At 64.5% G+C, this 17,359-nt stretch carries 17 protein-coding genes and 1 riboswitch; of the genes, 15 read left to right on the forward strand and 2 right to left on the reverse strand.

Going from position 1 to position 17,359, the window contains the following annotated elements; all coding sequences use genetic code 11:
- Positions 1-3 precede the first annotated feature (3 nt).
- Entirely contained in the window at positions 4-1,320 is a 1,317-nt protein-coding gene (locus IAE33_RS19920) for a PQQ-dependent sugar dehydrogenase (protein WP_201164775.1), read from the reverse strand.
- 150 nt (positions 1,321-1,470) lie between these two features.
- Here IAE33_RS19920 and IAE33_RS19925 point away from each other — a divergent pair, with 150 nt between their 5' ends.
- A complete protein-coding gene (locus tag IAE33_RS19925; RefSeq protein WP_201164776.1) occupies positions 1,471-4,014 on the forward strand; it encodes a dermonecrotic toxin domain-containing protein in 2,544 nt (847 codons plus the stop codon).
- A 21-nt stretch (positions 4,015-4,035) separates the two neighbouring features.
- On the opposite strand, the gene IAE33_RS19930 is transcribed toward IAE33_RS19925, so the two are convergent.
- A complete protein-coding gene (locus IAE33_RS19930; protein ID WP_201164777.1) occupies positions 4,036-4,614 on the reverse strand; it encodes a hypothetical protein in 579 nt (192 codons plus the stop codon).
- A 166-nt stretch (positions 4,615-4,780) separates the two neighbouring features.
- Positions 4,781-4,988: riboswitch (cobalamin riboswitch) on the forward strand.
- Between the two features lie 119 nt (positions 4,989-5,107).
- Here IAE33_RS19930 and cobO point away from each other — a divergent pair.
- The 14 genes from cobO to IAE33_RS19995 all read left to right on the forward strand — a co-directional run bounded on the left by cobO (position 5,108) and on the right by IAE33_RS19995 (position 17,218).
- Positions 5,108-5,719, forward strand: a complete 612-nt coding sequence (cobO, locus tag IAE33_RS19935; RefSeq protein ID WP_201164778.1) for a cob(I)yrinic acid a,c-diamide adenosyltransferase — start codon at positions 5,108-5,110, stop codon at positions 5,717-5,719.
- Positions 5,716-7,011 carry a cobyrinate a,c-diamide synthase gene (locus IAE33_RS19940; protein ID WP_201164779.1) on the forward strand — a complete coding sequence of 432 codons (1,296 nt, stop codon included), beginning with the start codon at positions 5,716-5,718 and terminating at the stop codon, positions 7,009-7,011. Before cobO ends, IAE33_RS19940 begins: the two co-directional genes overlap by 4 nt.
- Complete coding sequence (bluB, locus tag IAE33_RS19945; RefSeq protein ID WP_201164780.1) at positions 7,008-7,658, forward strand: 5,6-dimethylbenzimidazole synthase; 651 nt, start codon at positions 7,008-7,010, stop codon at positions 7,656-7,658. The genes IAE33_RS19940 and bluB overlap by 4 nt, the downstream gene beginning before the upstream one ends.
- Complete coding sequence (gene cbiB, locus IAE33_RS19950; protein WP_201164781.1) at positions 7,655-8,563, forward strand: adenosylcobinamide-phosphate synthase CbiB; 909 nt, start codon at positions 7,655-7,657, stop codon at positions 8,561-8,563. The genes bluB and cbiB overlap by 4 nt, the downstream gene beginning before the upstream one ends.
- Positions 8,556-9,548, forward strand: a complete 993-nt coding sequence (gene cobD, locus IAE33_RS19955; protein WP_201164782.1) for a threonine-phosphate decarboxylase CobD — start codon at positions 8,556-8,558, stop codon at positions 9,546-9,548. Before cbiB ends, cobD begins: the two co-directional genes overlap by 8 nt.
- Positions 9,545-10,999 carry a cobyric acid synthase gene (locus tag IAE33_RS19960; protein ID WP_201164783.1) on the forward strand — a complete coding sequence of 485 codons (1,455 nt, stop codon included), beginning with the start codon at positions 9,545-9,547 and terminating at the stop codon, positions 10,997-10,999. The genes cobD and IAE33_RS19960 overlap by 4 nt, the downstream gene beginning before the upstream one ends.
- Before the next feature lies 1 nt (position 11,000).
- Positions 11,001-11,522: a bifunctional adenosylcobinamide kinase/adenosylcobinamide-phosphate guanylyltransferase gene (gene cobU / locus IAE33_RS19965; protein ID WP_201164784.1), complete on the forward strand. Its 522-nt coding sequence runs from the start codon at positions 11,001-11,003 to the stop codon at positions 11,520-11,522.
- Positions 11,519-12,574 carry a nicotinate-nucleotide--dimethylbenzimidazole phosphoribosyltransferase gene (cobT, locus tag IAE33_RS19970; RefSeq protein ID WP_201164785.1) on the forward strand — a complete coding sequence of 352 codons (1,056 nt, stop codon included), beginning with the start codon at positions 11,519-11,521 and terminating at the stop codon, positions 12,572-12,574. Before cobU ends, cobT begins: the two co-directional genes overlap by 4 nt.
- The gene (locus IAE33_RS19975) at positions 12,571-13,137 is read left to right on the forward strand and encodes a histidine phosphatase family protein (protein ID WP_201164786.1); all 567 of its coding nucleotides are present in this window, start codon (positions 12,571-12,573) and stop codon (positions 13,135-13,137) included. The genes cobT and IAE33_RS19975 overlap by 4 nt, the downstream gene beginning before the upstream one ends.
- Before the next feature lies 1 nt (position 13,138).
- A complete protein-coding gene (locus tag IAE33_RS19980) occupies positions 13,139-13,861 on the forward strand; it encodes an adenosylcobinamide-GDP ribazoletransferase (protein WP_201164787.1) in 723 nt (240 codons plus the stop codon).
- A 205-nt stretch (positions 13,862-14,066) separates the two neighbouring features.
- The gene (locus tag IAE33_RS19985) at positions 14,067-15,194 is read left to right on the forward strand and encodes a glycoside hydrolase family 5 protein (RefSeq protein WP_328804894.1); all 1,128 of its coding nucleotides are present in this window, start codon (positions 14,067-14,069) and stop codon (positions 15,192-15,194) included.
- A 113-nt stretch (positions 15,195-15,307) separates the two neighbouring features.
- Positions 15,308-16,507: an MFS transporter gene (locus IAE33_RS19990; RefSeq protein ID WP_236404338.1), complete on the forward strand. Its 1,200-nt coding sequence runs from the start codon at positions 15,308-15,310 to the stop codon at positions 16,505-16,507.
- On the forward strand, positions 16,504-16,626 hold the full coding sequence (locus IAE33_RS24770; protein ID WP_256217500.1) for a hypothetical protein: 123 nt from the start codon (positions 16,504-16,506) through the stop codon (positions 16,624-16,626). Before IAE33_RS19990 ends, IAE33_RS24770 begins: the two co-directional genes overlap by 4 nt.
- Before the next feature lie 46 nt (positions 16,627-16,672).
- Positions 16,673-17,218, forward strand: a complete 546-nt coding sequence (locus tag IAE33_RS19995; protein WP_201164789.1) for a glutathione peroxidase — start codon at positions 16,673-16,675, stop codon at positions 17,216-17,218.
- Positions 17,219-17,359: the final 141 nt, after the last annotated feature.

Consider the following 17,359-nt stretch of genomic DNA (forward strand, 5'->3'; position numbering starts at 1 on the left):
TGCTCAGGGGGCTTTGCTGACCCGCCATATGCTGTTGCCCACATCGTCAGCCACCAGCACACCGCCGTGGCTGTCCTGCACGACGCCGACCGGTCGGCCCATGGCGTTACCCGCCTGGTCGAGGAAGCCGGTCAACAGGTCCACGGGTGAGCCGGCCGGTGTGCCAGCACTGTCGAACGGTACAAAGATGACTTTGTAGCCACTGTAGGGCCGCCGGTTCCACGAGCCGTGCTGCCCTACCAAGGCACCTTGGCCAAACCTCGACGGCAACACACCCTGGTCGACAAAGGCCAGCCCGAGGGACGCGGTATGGGGCCCCACTGCGTAGTCGGGCGCTATTGCCTTGCTGACTTTGGCAGGGTCTTGCGGTTGTACCCGCTTGTCCACATGTTGCCCGTAGTAACTGTATGGCCAACCGTAGAACCCCCCTTTTTTCACAGACGTGATGTAGTCCGGTACCAGGTCACTGCCGATTTCATCACGCTCGTTGACCGCGGTCCACAGGGCGCCACTGCCTGGCTGCCACGCCAGCCCGTTAGGGTTGCGCAGGCCGCTGGCATAGATCCAATGCTTGCCGGTGGCCGGGTCTACCTCCCAGATCGCAGCCCGTCCAGCTTCTTTCTCCAGACCGTTTTCGCCCACGTTGCTGTTCGAGCCCACGGTCACGTACAGCCGTTTGCCGTCCGGGCTGGCGATCACGTTTTTTGTCCAGTGATGATTCAAGGGGCCAGCAGGCAGTTCGGTCACCAGCTCGCCTGCACCGGCAACCTGCTGCATACCGGGTTCGTAGTGAAAGCGCAGCAATTTGTCCGTATCAGCCACGTAAAAGTCGTTGCCCACCAACGCCATGCCGAAGGGTGAATTGAGCCCTTCTATAAAGGCCGTGCGGGTTTCAGCTACACCGTCATGGTCGGCGTCGCGCAGCAGCGTGATGCGGTTGCGGCTGGGCACTGCTGCGCCTGCACGTTTCATGGCCAGCCCCATGGCCCAACCACGTACGCCGCGGCTGTCCTCGGGCTTGGCGGGCGCATTGGTTTCCGCCACCAGGACATCGCCATTGGGCAGTACGTAGAGCCATCGGGGGTGGTCCAGCCCTGCAGCAAAGCGGGTCACGTGCAAGCCTGGTGCTGCCTGAGGCATCACCCCCTTGGGCCAGCCGGTGGCCGGTGCGATGTTGACGGTGGGGAACAGGGTTGCAGCGGGGGGCGGGAGTTGCGGGGTAGGGCCCGTGCCATCGGCTACTGCCAGGCGGGCAGTTTCGCCGCAGCCTGCCAGGCCGGCGCACAGCACGAGCAACAGTGGAACGGGTGGGGGGTTCATGGGGGCGTCTCTCCGTGCGGGCAGGTAGTGCTTCAGAGAATAGCCGGGTCTGTTGGGTTCAGTCGCTGCGACCAGGGGCTACACCGCTACCGCCTGCTGACCACCTCGCTAGGCAGCATGGGTGCCTGACAACCCGATGCTGGAGTACCCATGAAGAACCTTCTGGAAAAAGTCGACCGTGGCCTGGATGCGATAAGTGCTGGTATGCCGCTGGCGCGATTGGTCGACAAGATCATTCGGGACTACCCCGACCCCTATGAGCTGGCCAGGGAGCAGGCCACGCAAATCCTGCTGCGCCGTACCGGCAAGGCTATTGACCCCCGGTTCATCTGGTGGCACCAGTTTCAGGGCACGGCTACCAGCAGCCCGCGCACGTTCACCGGCTGGCAGCATTCGGGGCGCCCCAGCAAGTCGTTGCGGCTGCCGCAGCTGGTGATCGAGCGCTTTGACCCGGGTTTTCAGGAGGCCTCCGACGAACTGAACGTTTACGGCGGCTTCTATCGCCAGGGCCCCCATGCGGGGCGGTTTGACGAGCACAATGAAGTGCCGATGCTGCCCAGCGACGTGCTGGCTGATCTGTGGGCGCTGGATTTCGCCAGCCTCTACCGTCAGCGTGTCGATGAGTTCTGGGTTCGGCATGGCCGGCATTTTCGTGTGCTGGCCAAGATCAACCTGTTGGCCCAGGCCCGGCATGCGGCACAGGCTGGCAAGATAAACAGCACGCAGTGGGCGCAGGTGCGCGCCCTGGTTACTGACCGCTTGAGTGCAAACGAGCTGCCTGCACTGGCCCGGCTGGAGCATGACAGTAGCCAGCGCCCATTGCAGGTTTACCGCTACGCATTCGATCATGACGACCGCGGCTGCCTGTACAGCCTGCATGAGCAGGACGGCCGCGCAATGCTGTATCTGCCATGGGCCGAGCAGGCCTTGTGGGCGTTCGAGTCCGAGCGCGCCTTGGCCGGCTGGTTGCGCACGAGCCTGCAGGACCCGCAGTGGCTGGGTCAGTTCATGCGGGCTACACATCTCTATGATGACGGCAGGGTGAAGCGTATCCATGGGCAGTTGCACAGTTTGGCCCAGAGCGCCTCGGCCGAAGCTGCGCAGGCGCTGTTGCAATCCCTGAAGCGCCCGGTGAAGAACGACTTCTTCGACTACATGGCCAACTTGTCCCGTGCCGAGATGCACAGCAACGCCAACCTGATGATCAGCAACCAGGACCTGCGCAAGGTGCTCTGGCGAGGTTACCTCGGTGCATTCCTGAAGGTGTTTGGCGGCTTTGCGCCCCTCGGGCGGCCGGTGCTCTGGGTCATGCTCGGGGTCACCGTCAGCCGGGTGGCGCTGGAGGTGGATGCTGCGCTGGATGCACGTGACGATGACGGGCGCAAGGCGGCGTTACGCGCAGCCATGATCGATACGCTCATGGCTGCGCTCAACCTGGTGGACGTCACGTTCCAGGCCAGTTTCGACTCGCTGGCCTATCAGGCGCCCCAGCATGAAGCCACGATTTCACTGGAGCACTGGCAGGTGCAGACGTCAGCGACCACGGCCGCAGAGGGGTTGGAAACCAACAACCTGCTGGTGGGCGAAACGGGCCGTGAAGGTCGGCTGGCGGGCGTGCTGGTGCAGGAGGATGGCTCCTGCTGGATCAAGCTGAACGGTTTGTCGTACCGGGTCCGTTACAGCACCGACCTGTCATGCTGGCTGATCGTGCCGGCCGAAAACCCATACGCGTTCGGGCCCCTGCGCCCGGTTCGCCTGAGTGCCAATGGTGAATGGGAGCTACTGGTGCCGCCCCGCCTGGCAGGCGGCAACCCGCCCGCTATAGAGAACGTCGCCAGCGTCAATTCCCCCTTCTGGGACACCTACGTCGGCCTGGACCCTGCGCAGAGCAAGGCCCTCAGCACCCAAGCGCTGAGGCGTCAGAAAACCCTGCTGGAATCCTGGATGCTGCCTACGGTATCGGAGGGGCGGGCGCCCGATGTGGATGCCAATGGGCTGGACTGCGTGATGGTCAGAAACGCCCCTGAATATTCGTACCGTCACGAGCGTGAGTATTTCAATTCGTTGATCGAGTACTACACCAGCGACGAGTCGCAAGTGAACGATGTATTCCGCCATGGCCGCTATCGGTATGGGGACGAAGACAGCTATATCGCCAACCTGGCTGACTCGCTCGAGCGGTTGCCCAAGAGTAACGCGGTGACGCTGTACCGCGGTGGTAACGCGGCGCGCCACACCGGTGCAGCACCCTATCGCAGTGGTCGGTTGAAGGTGGGGGACACGCTGGTGACGACGGACCTGACGTCCTTTACCGAAAACCCCTATAAGGCAGCGGAGTTTGCCTCACGTGTGGTACCTGGGCAGACGCGTGGCAACGTCAGGGAGTTCGATGACAGCTCCGTGATTTACCAACTGCCTGCCGGGCGTTATGAAGAGGGCACCCCGGTCAGCGCTTTTTCGTTGTACTGGGATGAAGCAGAAACGTTGTTTCTGCCTGGGCAGTACTTCCGGGTGGAGAATGTGGAGCAGGTGTACGGGCCCGGTTACCACTTTATTCTGGTCACCCTGGGCCGTGCGGTGAAGCCTGCTTCCGGCGTGGTTCACGACCTGCGCACGGGCCAGGTATTCGACCCCGGCGTATTCAGCGGGCGCCTGCGTACGCCTGCGTTGGCAAAGCGGTTTTTCCCTGCGTGAGCGGCCAGCACAGCACGTTGTTCAACTTTGCCTGAGCAGCAGCGCAACGCCTGGGTAGTAGTTACCCAGTGCGTCGTGCAGCTTGCGGTAGGCGTAGGGGAAATACCAGGCAATGGCGCACGCAGTATGCTTCTGCAGGTCGTCCACGAGGTCCTGGAGTTCCTCGGGGCTGGCATGTTGCCCTGCCTTGCACGGGCTGATGAACAGGGCGCCGGCTTTCAGCTGGCTGGGGTAAGCCACCTGGTGAGCCAGGGCCGCGGTCTGTTGCAGGGCTGCCGCCATGTCCAGGCTGGCCATTTTCGGCCAGCGCTGGCTCACACTTAGGTAAAGCGCCTCGTCGAGGCTGCTGATCCACAGGTCGCAGCGTGCCTCACGGTCCTCGTCGTCCCGTTGTTTCTTGCCTGAAAACTGCTGCAGCGCGGTCAGTTCTGCTTGCCAGGCCGCCGCTGCCAGCAGCCCTGCATTGGCCGTTGCGCCGTGCCAATAAGGCGCCTCGGCGTCACCGGCACAGCGGTTGTAACGGTCGATGCATTCCACCCAGCGCTCGAACACAGGCGCCAGAAATTCAAGGCGCGGGTTGTTGATCAGATGGCCTCGCATGCTGCGCACTCCTGTTGTGAGTATGGGGGCGTACGACCTGCGTAATGGCTATGTGATATCACTTGATTTCAGTGTGGCACAGTTTTGCCGAACGGCCATCGAGCCGGGTGGCTTTGTTATCCCGCCTAGGGGTTGCGTCGATTGACGCTCCCGACGCAACCCTCTAACCTTCGCGCGTGTTTCAGGTGCCCCGCCAAGGGGTGAAACAGGGAAGCCGGTGGGTGCCAGCATGGCGCGATTCCGGCGCTGCCCCCGCAACGGTAAGTGAGTGACGGCCGCGCAATGCCACTGGGTGTCTGTACCCGGGAAGGTGCGCAGGCTTGGGCCGGTGCCCGCTCGCAAGCCCGGAGACCGGCCTGACACTGCCAACGGCATCACGGAGGGTGATGCGCGGTGCACCGTGGCGTTCAGCCATGGCTCCTGCGCGCGCTCCTTTTGCCTGCTTATTCCCTGTCGCCATGGCTTGCCGTGGTGCCAGCCAGCGGAGCCCCCCATGAGCGAAATCACCGAACGCGACGAACGTCACCTGGCGCGCATGCAGCGCAAGAAAGCGGTCATCGACGAACGCATCGCCAACTCCCCCAACGAATGCGGCTTGCTGCTGGTACTGACCGGCAATGGCAAGGGCAAGAGCAGCTCGGCGTTCGGCATGCTCGCGCGTGCGTTGGGCCATGGCATGCAGTGCGGTGTCGTGCAATTCATCAAAGGCCGCAACAGCACCGGTGAAGAGCTGTTCTTCCGTCGCTTCCCCGAGCAGGTGCGTTACCACGTGATGGGCGAGGGTTTCACGTGGGAAACCCAGGATCGCCAGCGTGACATCGCGGCGGCCGAGGCGGCATGGGCCGTGTCGCGTCAACTGCTGCAGGACGAATCTGTGCAGTTCGTGGTACTCGACGAGTTGAACATCGCCCTGAAGCACGGCTACCTGGAGCTGGATCAGGTGCTGTCCGACATCCAGGCCCGCCCACCCATGCAGCACGTGATCGTCACCGGCCGCGGTGCCAAACCAGAGATGGTCGAGCTGGCGGACACGGTGACTGAAATGGGCATGCTCAAGCACGCATTCCAGGCCGGCATCCGTGCCCAGAAGGGCGTGGAACTGTGAGCGCACCCCGCCAATGCCCTGCGGTACTGATTGCAGCCCCGGCCTCAGGGCAGGGCAAGACCACGGTGACCGCGGCCCTGGCCCGGCTGCACCGCAACTTGGGCCGCAAGGTACGGGTGTTCAAATGCGGGCCCGATTTTCTCGACCCAATGATTCTCGAACGGGCCAGCGGTGCGCCGGTGTATCAGTTGGACCTGTGGATGATCGGTGCCGAGGAAAGCCGCCGGTTGCTGTGGGAGGCCGCAGGTGAGGCCGACCTGATCCTGATCGAAGGGGTGATGGGGCTGTTCGACGGCACCCCCTCGAGCGCGGACCTGGCACGCCATTTCGGCGTGCCGGTGCTGGCGGTGATCGATGGTACGGCCATGGCCCAAACCTTCGGTGCATTGGCCCTGGGGCTGGCCCGCTATCAGCCCGACCTGCCGTTTGCCGGGGTGCTGGCCAACCGGGTGGGCAGCCTGCGCCACGCCCAGTTGCTTGAGGGTAGCCTGACCGAGGGGCTGCGCTGGTACGGCGGGTTGTCCCGTGAGCGGGGCATCGAGTTGCCCAGCCGCCACCTGGGCTTGGTCCAGGCCAGTGAACTGAACGACCTGGATACCCGGCTGGACGCCGCCGCGCAGGCGCTGGGTGACAGCTGCGATGCCACCCTGCCGCCCGCGGTCACCTTCGCCCAGCCACAGCCGTTGCAATCTCCTGCCATGCTGGAAGGTGTGCGGGTAGGCGTGGCGCACGACGAGGCCTTTGCCTTTACCTACGGCGCCAACCTTGAATTGCTGCGGCGCATGGGCGCGCAGCTGGCGTTCTTCTCGCCGCTGCATGACCAGGTGCTGCCGAGGGTCGACAGCCTGTACCTGCCTGGCGGCTACCCCGAACTGCATCACCATGCCCTGGCTGCTAACGCCCCGATGTGCCAGGCCATTCGCGCGCACCACGCCCAGGGCAAGCCCCTGTTGGCAGAGTGTGGCGGCATGCTGTATTTGCTGGAGGCGCTCACCGACGTGGCTGGCGAGCGTGCCGAGCTGCTGGGCCTGCTGCCTGGCGAGGCGACCATGCAAAAACGCCTGGCGGCCTTGGCCTTGCAGGCCGTGGAACTGCCGGAGGGCACCCTGCGTGGCCATACTTATCACCATTCCCTGACCAGCACCACGCTGGAGCCCGTTGCACGTGGCCTGAGCCCCAATGGCGGGCGGGGTAACGAGGCGGTGTATCGCCTGGGGCGGTTGACGGCTTCCTATGTGCATTTTTATTTCCCTTCGAACCCTGAGGCAGCGGCGGCGCTGTTGCGACCATGACCGAGCACGTTTTCAGTGAGCCCGAGCGCGCTGCGGTATACCGGGCGATCGGCGAGCGCCGCGACATGCGCCATTTTGCCGGTGGCGAGGTGGCGCCAGAATTACTGGCGCGGCTGCTGGCGGCGGCCCATCAGGCACCCAGTGTTGGCCTCATGCAGCCTTGGCGCTTTATTCGCATTACCCAGCGTGACTTACGCGGGCGCATCCAGGGGCTGGTCGAGCAGGAGCGTGTGCTGACTGCTCAGGCGTTGGGCGAGCGCTCCGACGACTTCATGAAACTCAAGGTTGAAGGCATAAACGATTGTGCAGAGCTGCTGGTGGCAGCCCTGATGGACAACCGCGAGCCGCACCTGTTCGGCCGCCGCACGCTGCCTGAAATGGACCTTGCCTCGCTGGCCTGCGCCATCCAGAACCTGTGGCTGGCTGCACGTGCCGAAGGGTTGGGTATGGGCTGGGTGTCGTTGTTCGAGCCGCAGGCGCTGGCCGCACTGCTGGGCATGCCCGCCGGGGCCAAACCAGTGGCGGTGCTCTGCCTGGGCCCTGTTACCGCGTTCTATCCGGCGCCCATGCTGGTGGTGGAGGGCTGGGCCCAAGCGCAGCCGCTGAGTGAGATGCTGTACGAAAACCATTGGGGGGCACGCCCATGAGCGTAGTCTTGCTGACCGTCGCCGGCGTGGCTTTGGATGCCCTGTTCGGTGAACCCCAGCGGTGTCACCCGTTGGTTGCGTTTGGCAACATGGCGGCCAACCTTGAGCGCCGTTTGAACGCGGGCGGCCGTGGCTGGCGCAGCCATGGCGTGAGTGCCTGGTTCCTGGCCGTGGTGCCCTTGACCTTGGTTGCACTGATACTGTCCTGGCTGCCGGGCATAGGCTGGCTGGTGGACGTGCTCGCGTTGTACTGCGCGTTGGGCCTGCGCAGTTTGGGCGAACATGTACTGCCCGTCGCTGCTGCCTTGCGCCAGGGCGACCTGGAAGAGGCGCGGCGCCGTGTGGGTTACCTGGTCAGCCGCGAAACCCGTGATCTGGATGAACCTGCGGTCGCCCGGGCGGCTACCGAGTCGGTGCTGGAAAACGGCAGCGATGCCGTGTTCGCCGCGTTGTTCTGGTTCGTGGTAGCCGGTGCGCCGGGTGTGGTGCTGTACCGTCTGAGCAATACCCTTGATGCCATGTGGGGCTACCGCAACGAGCGCTTCGAGCGTTTTGGCTGGTGCGCCGCGCGCATCGACGACCTGCTCAATTACGTGCCGGCCCGGCTGGTGGCATTGACCTATGCGGTGCTTGGCAAAACCCGCCTGGCACTGGCCTGTTGGCGCCGGCAGGGCCCCTTGTGGGACAGCCCCAACGCCGGGCCGGTGATGGCCGCTGGCGCGGGTGCGCTGGGGGTAGAACTTGGCGGGCCTGCGGTGTACCACGGCCAGTTGCACGAGCGCCCGCGCCTGGGCGAAGGGCCGGCAGCCAGCGAGGACGCCATCGAGCGTGGCTGGCAGTTGGTGCAGCGCGGGGTCTGGTTATGGCTGTTGGTGATCTGTCTGGGGGCGTACCTGAATGCTTGAACACGGTGGCCGCCTGCTGCGCGCAGTGCGCCAGTACGGCATTGCACGCGAGCACTGGCTGGACCTGTCCAGTGGCATCGCGCCTTGGCCCTTTCCCATCCCGTCTATTCCTGTGCAAGCCTGGGCCCGCCTGCCTGAAACCCATGACGGGCTGGAGCAGGCCGCCTGCCGTTACTATGGCGCCGCTCAGTTGCTGCCGGTGGCCGGGTCCCAGGCTGCCATTCAGGCGCTGCCGCTACTGCGCACGCCCGGCAACGTCGGGGTACTCACCCCATGCTATGCCGAGCACGCCCATGCCTGGCAGCGTGCCGGGCATCAGTTGACGGCGCTGGACGAAACCCAAGTCGAGGCATCACTCGATCACCTGGATGTGCTGGTGCTGGTGAACCCGAACAACCCGACCGGCCGCAGCCTGCCACGTGCAACCGTGCTGGCCTGGCACCAGCGCCTGGCAGCGCGTGGGGGCTGGTTGCTGGTGGACGAAGCCTTCATGGACAACACCCCCGCGTACAGCGTGGTGGATTGTGCTGAGCGCCCTGGGCTGATCGTTTTGCGCTCGTTCGGTAAATTCTTTGGGCTGGCGGGGGTTCGCCTGGGCTTCGTGGCGGCTGAGGGCAGCCTGCTGTCGCGCCTGGCCGACCTGCTTGGGCCCTGGACCATCAACGGCCCGACCCGGGTATTGGCCCAGGCCAGCCTGGCCGATCAGGCCACCCAGCATCTGCAGCGCGAGCGCTGCGCGGCTTACAGCCTGCGCCTTGCACAATTATTGGCGCGTGGCGGGCTTGCCGTCAGCGGCGGCTGCGACCTGTTTCAGTATGTGCGTTGCCAGCATGCTGCACACCTGCACGACCATCTTGCCCGCAGCGGCATTCTGGTTCGCCTGTTTGAACAGCCCTCGGCGCTGCGCTTTGGCCTGCCTGCCTGCGAGGCGGACGAACTGCGCCTGGCCCAGGCCCTGGCTACCTACAAGAAGGACACCCCATGACCACCCTCATGGTGCAAGGCACCACGTCCGACGCCGGTAAAAGCACCCTGGTGACCGCCCTGTGCCGCTGGCTGTTGCGCCAGGGCATCGGGGTGGTGCCATTCAAACCGCAGAACATGGCGCTGAACAGTGCCGTGACCGCCGATGGTGGCGAAATTGGCCGCGCCCAGGCCGTACAGGCCCAGGCCTGCCGCCTTGAGCCCCACACTGACATGAACCCGGTGCTGCTCAAGCCCAACAGCGACACTGGCGCCCAGGTGATCATCCATGGCCGCGCCGTTACCAGCATGAATGCGGTCGCGTACCACGACTACAAAGCCATCGCCATGCAAGCGGTGCTGGCCTCCCACCGGCGCCTTAGCGAGGCCTGGCCAGTGGTGATGGTAGAGGGGGCAGGGTCCCCGGCAGAAATCAACTTGCGTGCCGGCGATATCGCCAACATGGGCTTTGCCGAGGCAGTGGATTGCCCCGTCATTTTGGTGGCCGACATCAACCGCGGAGGGGTTTTCGCCCACCTTGTCGGTACGCTTGAGCTGCTGTCGCCCAGCGAGCAGGCGCGGGTCAAAGGGTTTGTCATCAACCGCTTCAGGGGCGATATCGCCCTGCTGCAACCAGGGCTCGACTGGCTGGAGCAACGGACGGGCAAGCCGGTGCTGGGCGTGCTGCCCTACGTCACCGACCTGCATCTGGAGGCCGAGGATGGCATTGATGCACGCCAGGGCGAGAAGGATGCACAGGTACTGAAGGTGATCGTGCCGGTGCTGCCGCGTATCAGCAACCACACCGACTTCGACCCGCTGCGCCTGCACCCGCAGGTGGACCTGCAGTTTGTGGGCCCAGGCCAGCCTATCCCACCTGCCGACCTGATTATCCTGCCGGGCTCCAAGAGTGTACGCAGTGACCTGGCCCAGCTGCGCGAACGCGGCTGGGACAAGGCCATCGAGCGGCATCTGCGCTACGGCGGCAAGTTGATCGGCATTTGTGGCGGGCTGCAGATGCTCGGCCGTGACGTCCACGACCCCGCCGGCCTGGAAGGCGCTGCAGGTTCCAGCGCGGGCCTGGGGCTGTTCGACTACGCCACGGTACTGGAGGCCGAGAAGCAACTGCGCAACGTGGCTGGCACCCTGGCGCTCGAAACCGCGCCGGTCACCGGTTACGAGATCCACGCCGGGGTCACGACCGGCCCGGCACTGGGCCACCCTGCGGTGCAGCTGGCCGATGGCCGCAGCGACGGCGCCATCAGTGCCGACGGGCAGGTGCTCGCCACTTACCTGCACGGCTTGTTCGAGGGCAGCGCCTCCTGCGCGGCGTTGCTGCGCTGGGCAGGCCTCGATGAAGTGCAGGTAATCGATTACCAGGCATTGCGCGAACGCGATATCGAACGCCTGGCCGACCTGGTTGAGCGGCACCTGGACACCCGCCGCCTGCTGCAACTGTGTGGGGTAGCCTGAAATGCACAACCTGATCCTGGGCGGTGCCCGCTCCGGCAAAAGCCGCCTCGCCGAACAACTGGCTGCCGACAGCGGACTGCCGGTGACCTACATCGCCACCAGCCAGCCCCTGGACGGTGAGATGAACGAACGTGTGCAACTCCACCGTCAGCGGCGCCCCGCCGAGTGGGGGTTGATCGAGGAACCCCTGGCCCTGGCTACCGTGTTACGGAGCGAAGCGGCAGAGGGGCGCTGCCTGCTGGTGGATTGCCTGACCTTGTGGCTGACCAACCTGCTGATGCTCGAAGACGATCAGCGCCTGGCCCAGGAGCGCGATGCGCTGCTGGAGTGCCTGCCCACCCTGCCTGGCACCCTGGTGCTGGTCAGTAATGAAACCGGCCTCGGCGTCGTGCCCATGGGCGAGCTCACCCGACGCTATGTCGACCTGGCCGGCTGGCTGCACCAGGCAGTGGCCGAGCGCTGTGAGCGCGTGGTGCTGACCGTGGCCGGCTTGCCCCTGATGCTGAAAGGACCTGCACTATGAACGCCACCTGGTGGCAGAACCCCTGCCAAGCCGTCGATGAAAACGCCACGGGCCAGGCCCGTGCCCGTCAGCAGCAGTTGACCAAGCCAGCGGGGTCCCTTGGCCAGCTGGAGAGCCTGGCCGTTCAGCTGGCCGGCCTGCAGGGGCGCGAGCGCCCGGCCGTGGATAACGTTTTCATCACCCTGTTTGCTGGCGACCATGGGGTCGTCGAAGAAGGCATCTCCGCCTACCCACAAGCCGTCACCGGCCAGATGCTGCGCAATTTTGTCGGCGGTGGCGCGGCAATCAGTGTACTGGCCCGTCAACTGCAGGCCAGCCTGGAGGTGATCGACCTGGGCACGGTCGACCCGCATCTGGAACTGCCAGGGGTGAGCCATTTGCGCCTCGGCGCCGGTACCGCCAACTTCGCCCGCCAGCCTGCCATGACGGCGGGCCAGCTGCAGGCGGCCTTGCAGGCTGGCCGCGACGGCGCACAGCGTGCCGCCCAGGCCGGTGGGCAATTGTTCATCGGTGGCGAGATGGGCATTGGCAACACCACGGCTGCAGCGGCCTTGGCCAGCGTGTTGCTGGGCTGCCCGGCAGCTGCCCTGAGCGGCCCGGGTACGGGCCTAGACAATGCCGGCGTGCGGCACAAGGCCGAGGTTATCGAGCGGGCGCTGAGCTTGCATGCGCTGCAGGCTACAGATCCGTTGCAGGCGCTGGCCTGTGTGGGCGGCTTCGAGATCGCCGCCCTGGCCGGTGCTTATTTGGGCTGCGCGCAAGCCGGGGTGGCGGTACTGGTGGACGGCTTCATTTGCAGCGTCGCTGCGCTGGTGGCGGTGCGGCTGAACCCACAGTGCCGCCCCTGGTTGCTGTTTGCGCACCAGGGCGCCGAGCCCGGACATCAGGCTGTGCTGGCTGCGCTGCAAGCCGAGCCATTGCTGGCGTTAGGCCTGCGGCTGGGCGAGGGCAGTGGTGCTGCCCTGGCCGTGCCGCTGGTGCGCCTGGCGTGTGCCCTGCACGGGCAGATGGCGACCTTTGCCGAGGCGGCCGTGGCGGACCGCCCGGCATGATTCTCGACCTGCTGCGCCACGGTGAAACCGTACAGGGTGGCCTGCGAGGCAGCATTGATGATGCCCTGACCGACAAGGGTTGGGCACAGATGCGCGACGCCGTGGCAAAGGCCGGCCATTGGCAGGTGCTGGTGAGTTCACCGTTGCAGCGTTGTGGTCGCTTCGCCGATGAGCTGGGGGCGCAATTGGGCTTGCCCGTGCAGCGCGAGCCTGCCCTGCAGGAGCTGCACTTCGGTGACTGGGAGGGCCGCACTGCTGCACAGATCATGGAACAGCAGGCCGACGAGCTGGGGCGCTTCTGGGCAGACCCCTACGCCTACACACCGCCCAACGGCGAACCGGTTGAAGCCTTTGCCGGGCGCGTGCTGACGGCGGTAGGGCGCCTGGCGTGCCAGCATGCCGGCAAGCGCGTGCTGCTGGTGACCCATGGTGGGGTGATACGCCTGTTGCTGGCCCGTGCCCGCGGCCTGCCAAGGGCACAACTGCTGCAGGTGGAGGTGGGCCACGGCGCACTCGTGCAGCTGCGGGTGACCGCGCAAGGGCAACTGATAGAGGGCTGCTGACATGCTACCGTTCTGGATTGCTTTGCAGTTTCTGAGCAGTTTGCCCGTCACCTTACCGGGCATGCCAGCCCCCCGCGAGGTCGGCCGTTCGCTGCTGTATTACCCGCTGGTTGGCCTGTTGTTCGGCCTGATGCTCTGGTTGGCCAGCCACCTGCTGCAAGCGGTGCCGGCACCGCTGCATGCGGCGTTGTTGTTGAGCTTGTGGGTGCTGCTGAGCGGCGCCTTGCACCTGGATGGCCTGGCGGACAGTGCCGATGCCTGGCTGGGCGGGTTTGGCGACCGCGAACGCACCTTGCAGATCATGAAGGACCCCCGCAGCGGGCCGGTGGCGATCGTCACCCTGGTGCTGGTGTTGCTGCTTAAATTCTGTGCCCTGTGGGTACTGGTGGAGCAGGGCGCTGGTGCAGTGTTGCTGCTTGCACCCGTGATCGGCCGGGCCGCGATGCTTGGCCTGTTTCTTTCTACCCCCTACGTCCGCCCTGGCGGCCTGGGCCAGGCGCTTGCCCAGCACCTGCCTCGACGGGCTGCCATGGGGGTCGTGCTGGTGTGTACTGCTGTCGGCCTGCTGATGGCGGGTTGGGCCGTGGTGCTGGCACTGGGTACGTTTGTCGCATTGCGGCGCTTGATGTGCCAGCGACTGGGCGGCACTACAGGGGATACAGCCGGTGCCATGCTGGAGCTGCTTGAGTTGGCCGTAGTGATCGGTCTAGCTTTGAGTATTTAGGTTTCCTACATAACTTTCAGAGCCTTCCTACAGAAATTATTGCGGTCATATTCCGTAAAAATCATTGAATAGTTTTGAAAAGACGCTAACCCCGCATTCACGTAGGCTCGCTGCTTTCTGAAAGCTGGAGCAGCCTGCCATGCGCCATTGGTTATTAACCGTTCTGCTGATGCTCTGTATACCTGTTGCTACGGCAGCAGACCTGATCACGTTCTGGGACACGCCACGCCACGGCGGCAATAGCTTCAATCGGCTGCCACCGGATCAAGCCTATTTCGACGCATTGCGCGGGTATGGCGCAACCTGGGTGCGGTTGTCCTACGACAAGTGGCAGCCTGCGCAGCGGGATTTTCTGCTGGGTAACGCCGATCGCTACCAAGGCCTGCCTGCAGCCGACCTGGCCACATTGCGTGCTGCTCTGGACCGTGCCCACCAGGCGGGGTTGAAGGTAGTGATCGCGCCCCTTTCACTGCCGGGCATGCGTTGGTCGCAAAACAACAAGGGCCAGTTCGACGACCGCCTGTGGCAGGACAAAGCCTATTGGTTGCAGGCCGCGGGCTTCTGGAAAGACCTGGCGCGGGAGCTGAAAGGCCACCCGGCTGTTGCCGCGTACAACCTGGTGAACGAACCCGCGCCCGAGAAAATGAGCGACCTGGCCGAGCACGCCGACGCCGAGAGCATGCGCCGGTGGTATGCCCGAGAGCAGGGTGGCGCGCGCGACTTGCCCGGGCTGTATCGGCAACTGATAACCGCTATCCGTCAGGAAGACCCAGCCACGCCGATCATGGTCGATGCGGGGTGGTTTGCCGCTGCCGATGCATTCGGCTACTGGCCGGCACCTCTGCCAGACCCACGTGTGCTCTACAGCATCCACATGTACGAGCCGTATTTCGTCACCAGTGCTCCCAATATGACCCGCAAGCAACCGTTGGCCTACCCTGGTGCGGCTCCCTTTGCCGGGCACACCCAGCAATGGGATAGCGAGCGGGTGAAGCGCTACCTGCAGCAGCCCATTGCCTGGGCACAGGCCATGAAATTGCCGCTTTCACGCCTGGTCGTAGGCGAGTTTGGCTGCATGCGCCGGCTGGCGGGCTGCCCGCGGTACCTTGAGGACGTTCTTGGGGTACTCGACGGTGCCCGGCTGCATTGGGCGTTCTACAGTTTCCGCGAAGACAGCTGGGATGGCATGGACTACGAGCTGGGCGCTGCGAAAGTGCCGTGGCGGTACTGGCAGGCGATTGAGGAGGGCGCTCCCGACCCGCTCCCTCGCAAGGCCACCCCGCAGTTCGAACCTATCGCCAAGCGCCTGCGCCAGGCCGAGGGCGCGCAGTAACCCGATACACCCTTACGCGCCACTTGATACCAGCCGGCCCGCGCGTTCATGCTGCATGCCAGTGAGCGGGAATCTACCCGCAAGCACCTTGCGATGGGCTGGAGATAACAATAATGAGTTCGGTGTGGCGCACCAGCGGGTGGGTATTGTTGGGGGCGGCGTTGATCCTTGCGCTGTCTTTGGGCGTGCGGCATGGCTTTGGCCTGTTCCTGGCGCCGATGAGTGCGGATTTTGGCTGGGGCCGAGGGGTGTTTGCATTCGCCATCGCCTTGCAGAACCTGGTCTGGGGGCTGGCCCAGCCGTTCGCGGGTGCTTTGGCTGACCGCCTCGGTGCCGGTCGGGTGGTGATGATCGGTGGGGTGCTGTACGCCACCGGGCTGGGACTGATGGGCATGGCCGACTCTGCCTGGTCGCTCTCGCTCAGTGCCGGGCTGCTGATTGGCATCGGCCTGTCCGGTACATCGTTCTCAGTGATATTGGGTGTGGTTGGGCGCGCCGTGCCGGCGGACAAGCGCAGTATGGCCATGGGCATCGCCAGCGCTGCCGGCTCGTTCGGCCAGTTCGCCATGTTGCCGGGCACGTTGGGCCTGATCCAGTGGCTGGGGTGGTCCGCCGCGTTGCTGGTGTTGGGGCTGCTGGTGGCGTTTATCGTGCCGTTGGTGGGCCTGCTGCGCGATCGCCCGCTGCCCGCGCTGGGCTGTGAGCAAACCCTGGGTGAAGCATTGCGCGAGGCGTGCGGGCATTCGGGCTTCTGGTTGCTGGCGCTGGGGTTCTTCGTGTGCGGGTTCCAAGTGGTGTTCATTGGCGTACACCTGCCGGCCTACCTGGTGGACCAGCACCTGCCGGCAACCACCGGCACCACCGTGCTGGCGCTGGTGGGCCTGTTCAATATCGCCGGTACGTTCACTGCCGGCTGGCTCGGTGGGCGCATGTCCAAGCCGCGTTTGCTCACTGGGCTGTATCTGCTGCGGGCGGTGGTTATCGTGCTGTTCCTGTGGGCGCCGGTGAGCGCGTTCAGTGCCTATCTGTTTGGTATCGCCATGGGGCTGTTGTGGTTGTCCACGGTGCCGCTGACCAATGGCACGGTGGCCACGTTGTTCGGGGTGCGTAACCTGTCGATGTTGGGCGGCATCGTGTTCCTGTTCCATCAGTTGGGGGCGTTTCTGGGCGGCTGGTTGGGGGGTGTTGTCTATGATCGAACGGGCAGCTACGACCTGGTCTGGCAGATCGCAATCCTGCTGAGCCTGATGGCGGCGGCCCTCAACTGGCCTGTGCGTGAACGGCCCGTGGCGCGTTTGCAGGCGGCAGCATGAACCGGTCTGTGGCGCGGGTGGGGCTGGTAATTGTGGCGCTGGGAGCGCTGGCCCTGGTGTGGTGGGGGTGGCACCAGGGCGGCATGGCGTTGATGCAATTGGGCATGGGCGTTTGTTAAGCGCTACGCTGCAAGTTCGGGTATTGGCCAACAGGAGTCAGTTGACGTGAAGACACAGTGGTTGACAGTACCGTTGCTGGCGTTGTGCGCCGCGCTACCGGTTTGGGCGGCCGAGTGCCCGGCGGTATTGCAGGGGGCGCTGCCAGAACTGCGGGGCAAGGGGCAGGTGGATTTGTGCGAGCGCTATGGCGGTAAGCCGCTGGTGGTGATCAACACGGCCAGCTATTGCGGTTTTGCGCCGCAGTTCGAGGGGCTTGAGGCCGCGTACAAGGAGTATCACGGTCGGGGGCTCGAGATGTTGGGGGTGCCTTCCAATGACTTCAAGCAGGAGGATGCCGACAGCGAGAAGACGGCGAAGGTCTGTTATGCCAATTATGGGGTGACCTTTACCATGACCAAGGAACAGGCGGTACGGGGTAAGGATGCGATCCCTCTGTTTGTGGAACTGGCGAGGCAGAGCAGTGCGCCGAAGTGGAATTTTTATAAGTATGTGATTGATCGGCAGGGGAAGGTGATTGCGAGTTTTTCCAGTTTGACGAAGCCGGATGATCCGGCGTTTCGGGGGGCGATTGAGAGGGCTCTGGGGCGGTAGGGTTGAGTGGTTGTACTGGGGTACATATATTGGTTTTGAAGTTTGAAGTTGTTTGCTGCGTGGGTTTTTATGGCGGGCATAGTCCGTATGCGATGGAGACGCTTAATCACCTTTTCGCCCTTACGGCGAGTCACTTTTTGT

Origin of the sequence: Pseudomonas sp. S60 (assembly GCF_016647865.1) — a bacterium.
Lineage (GTDB): Bacteria > Pseudomonadota > Gammaproteobacteria > Pseudomonadales > Pseudomonadaceae > Aquipseudomonas > Aquipseudomonas parafulva.

Coding starts and splice junctions, on each gene's coding strand:
- IAE33_RS19920 (WP_201164775.1), bottom strand. CDS start 1,320: ATGAACCCCCCACCCGTTCCACTGTTGCTCGTGCTGTGCGCCGGCCTG.
- IAE33_RS19925 (WP_201164776.1), top strand. CDS start 1,471: ATGAAGAACCTTCTGGAAAAAGTCGACCGTGGCCTGGATGCGATAAGT.
- IAE33_RS19930 (WP_201164777.1), bottom strand. CDS start 4,614: ATGCGAGGCCATCTGATCAACAACCCGCGCCTTGAATTTCTGGCGCCT.
- cobO (WP_201164778.1), top strand. CDS start 5,108: ATGAGCGAAATCACCGAACGCGACGAACGTCACCTGGCGCGCATGCAG.
- bluB (WP_201164780.1), top strand. CDS start 7,008: ATGACCGAGCACGTTTTCAGTGAGCCCGAGCGCGCTGCGGTATACCGG.
- cbiB (WP_201164781.1), top strand. CDS start 7,655: ATGAGCGTAGTCTTGCTGACCGTCGCCGGCGTGGCTTTGGATGCCCTG.
- cobD (WP_201164782.1), top strand. CDS start 8,556: ATGCTTGAACACGGTGGCCGCCTGCTGCGCGCAGTGCGCCAGTACGGC.
- IAE33_RS19960 (WP_201164783.1), top strand. CDS start 9,545: ATGACCACCCTCATGGTGCAAGGCACCACGTCCGACGCCGGTAAAAGC.
- cobU (WP_201164784.1), top strand. CDS start 11,001: ATGCACAACCTGATCCTGGGCGGTGCCCGCTCCGGCAAAAGCCGCCTC.
- cobT (WP_201164785.1), top strand. CDS start 11,519: ATGAACGCCACCTGGTGGCAGAACCCCTGCCAAGCCGTCGATGAAAAC.
- IAE33_RS19975 (WP_201164786.1), top strand. CDS start 12,571: ATGATTCTCGACCTGCTGCGCCACGGTGAAACCGTACAGGGTGGCCTG.
- IAE33_RS19980 (WP_201164787.1), top strand. CDS start 13,139: ATGCTACCGTTCTGGATTGCTTTGCAGTTTCTGAGCAGTTTGCCCGTC.
- IAE33_RS19990 (WP_236404338.1), top strand. CDS start 15,308: ATGAGTTCGGTGTGGCGCACCAGCGGGTGGGTATTGTTGGGGGCGGCG.
- IAE33_RS24770 (WP_256217500.1), top strand. CDS start 16,504: ATGAACCGGTCTGTGGCGCGGGTGGGGCTGGTAATTGTGGCGCTGGGA.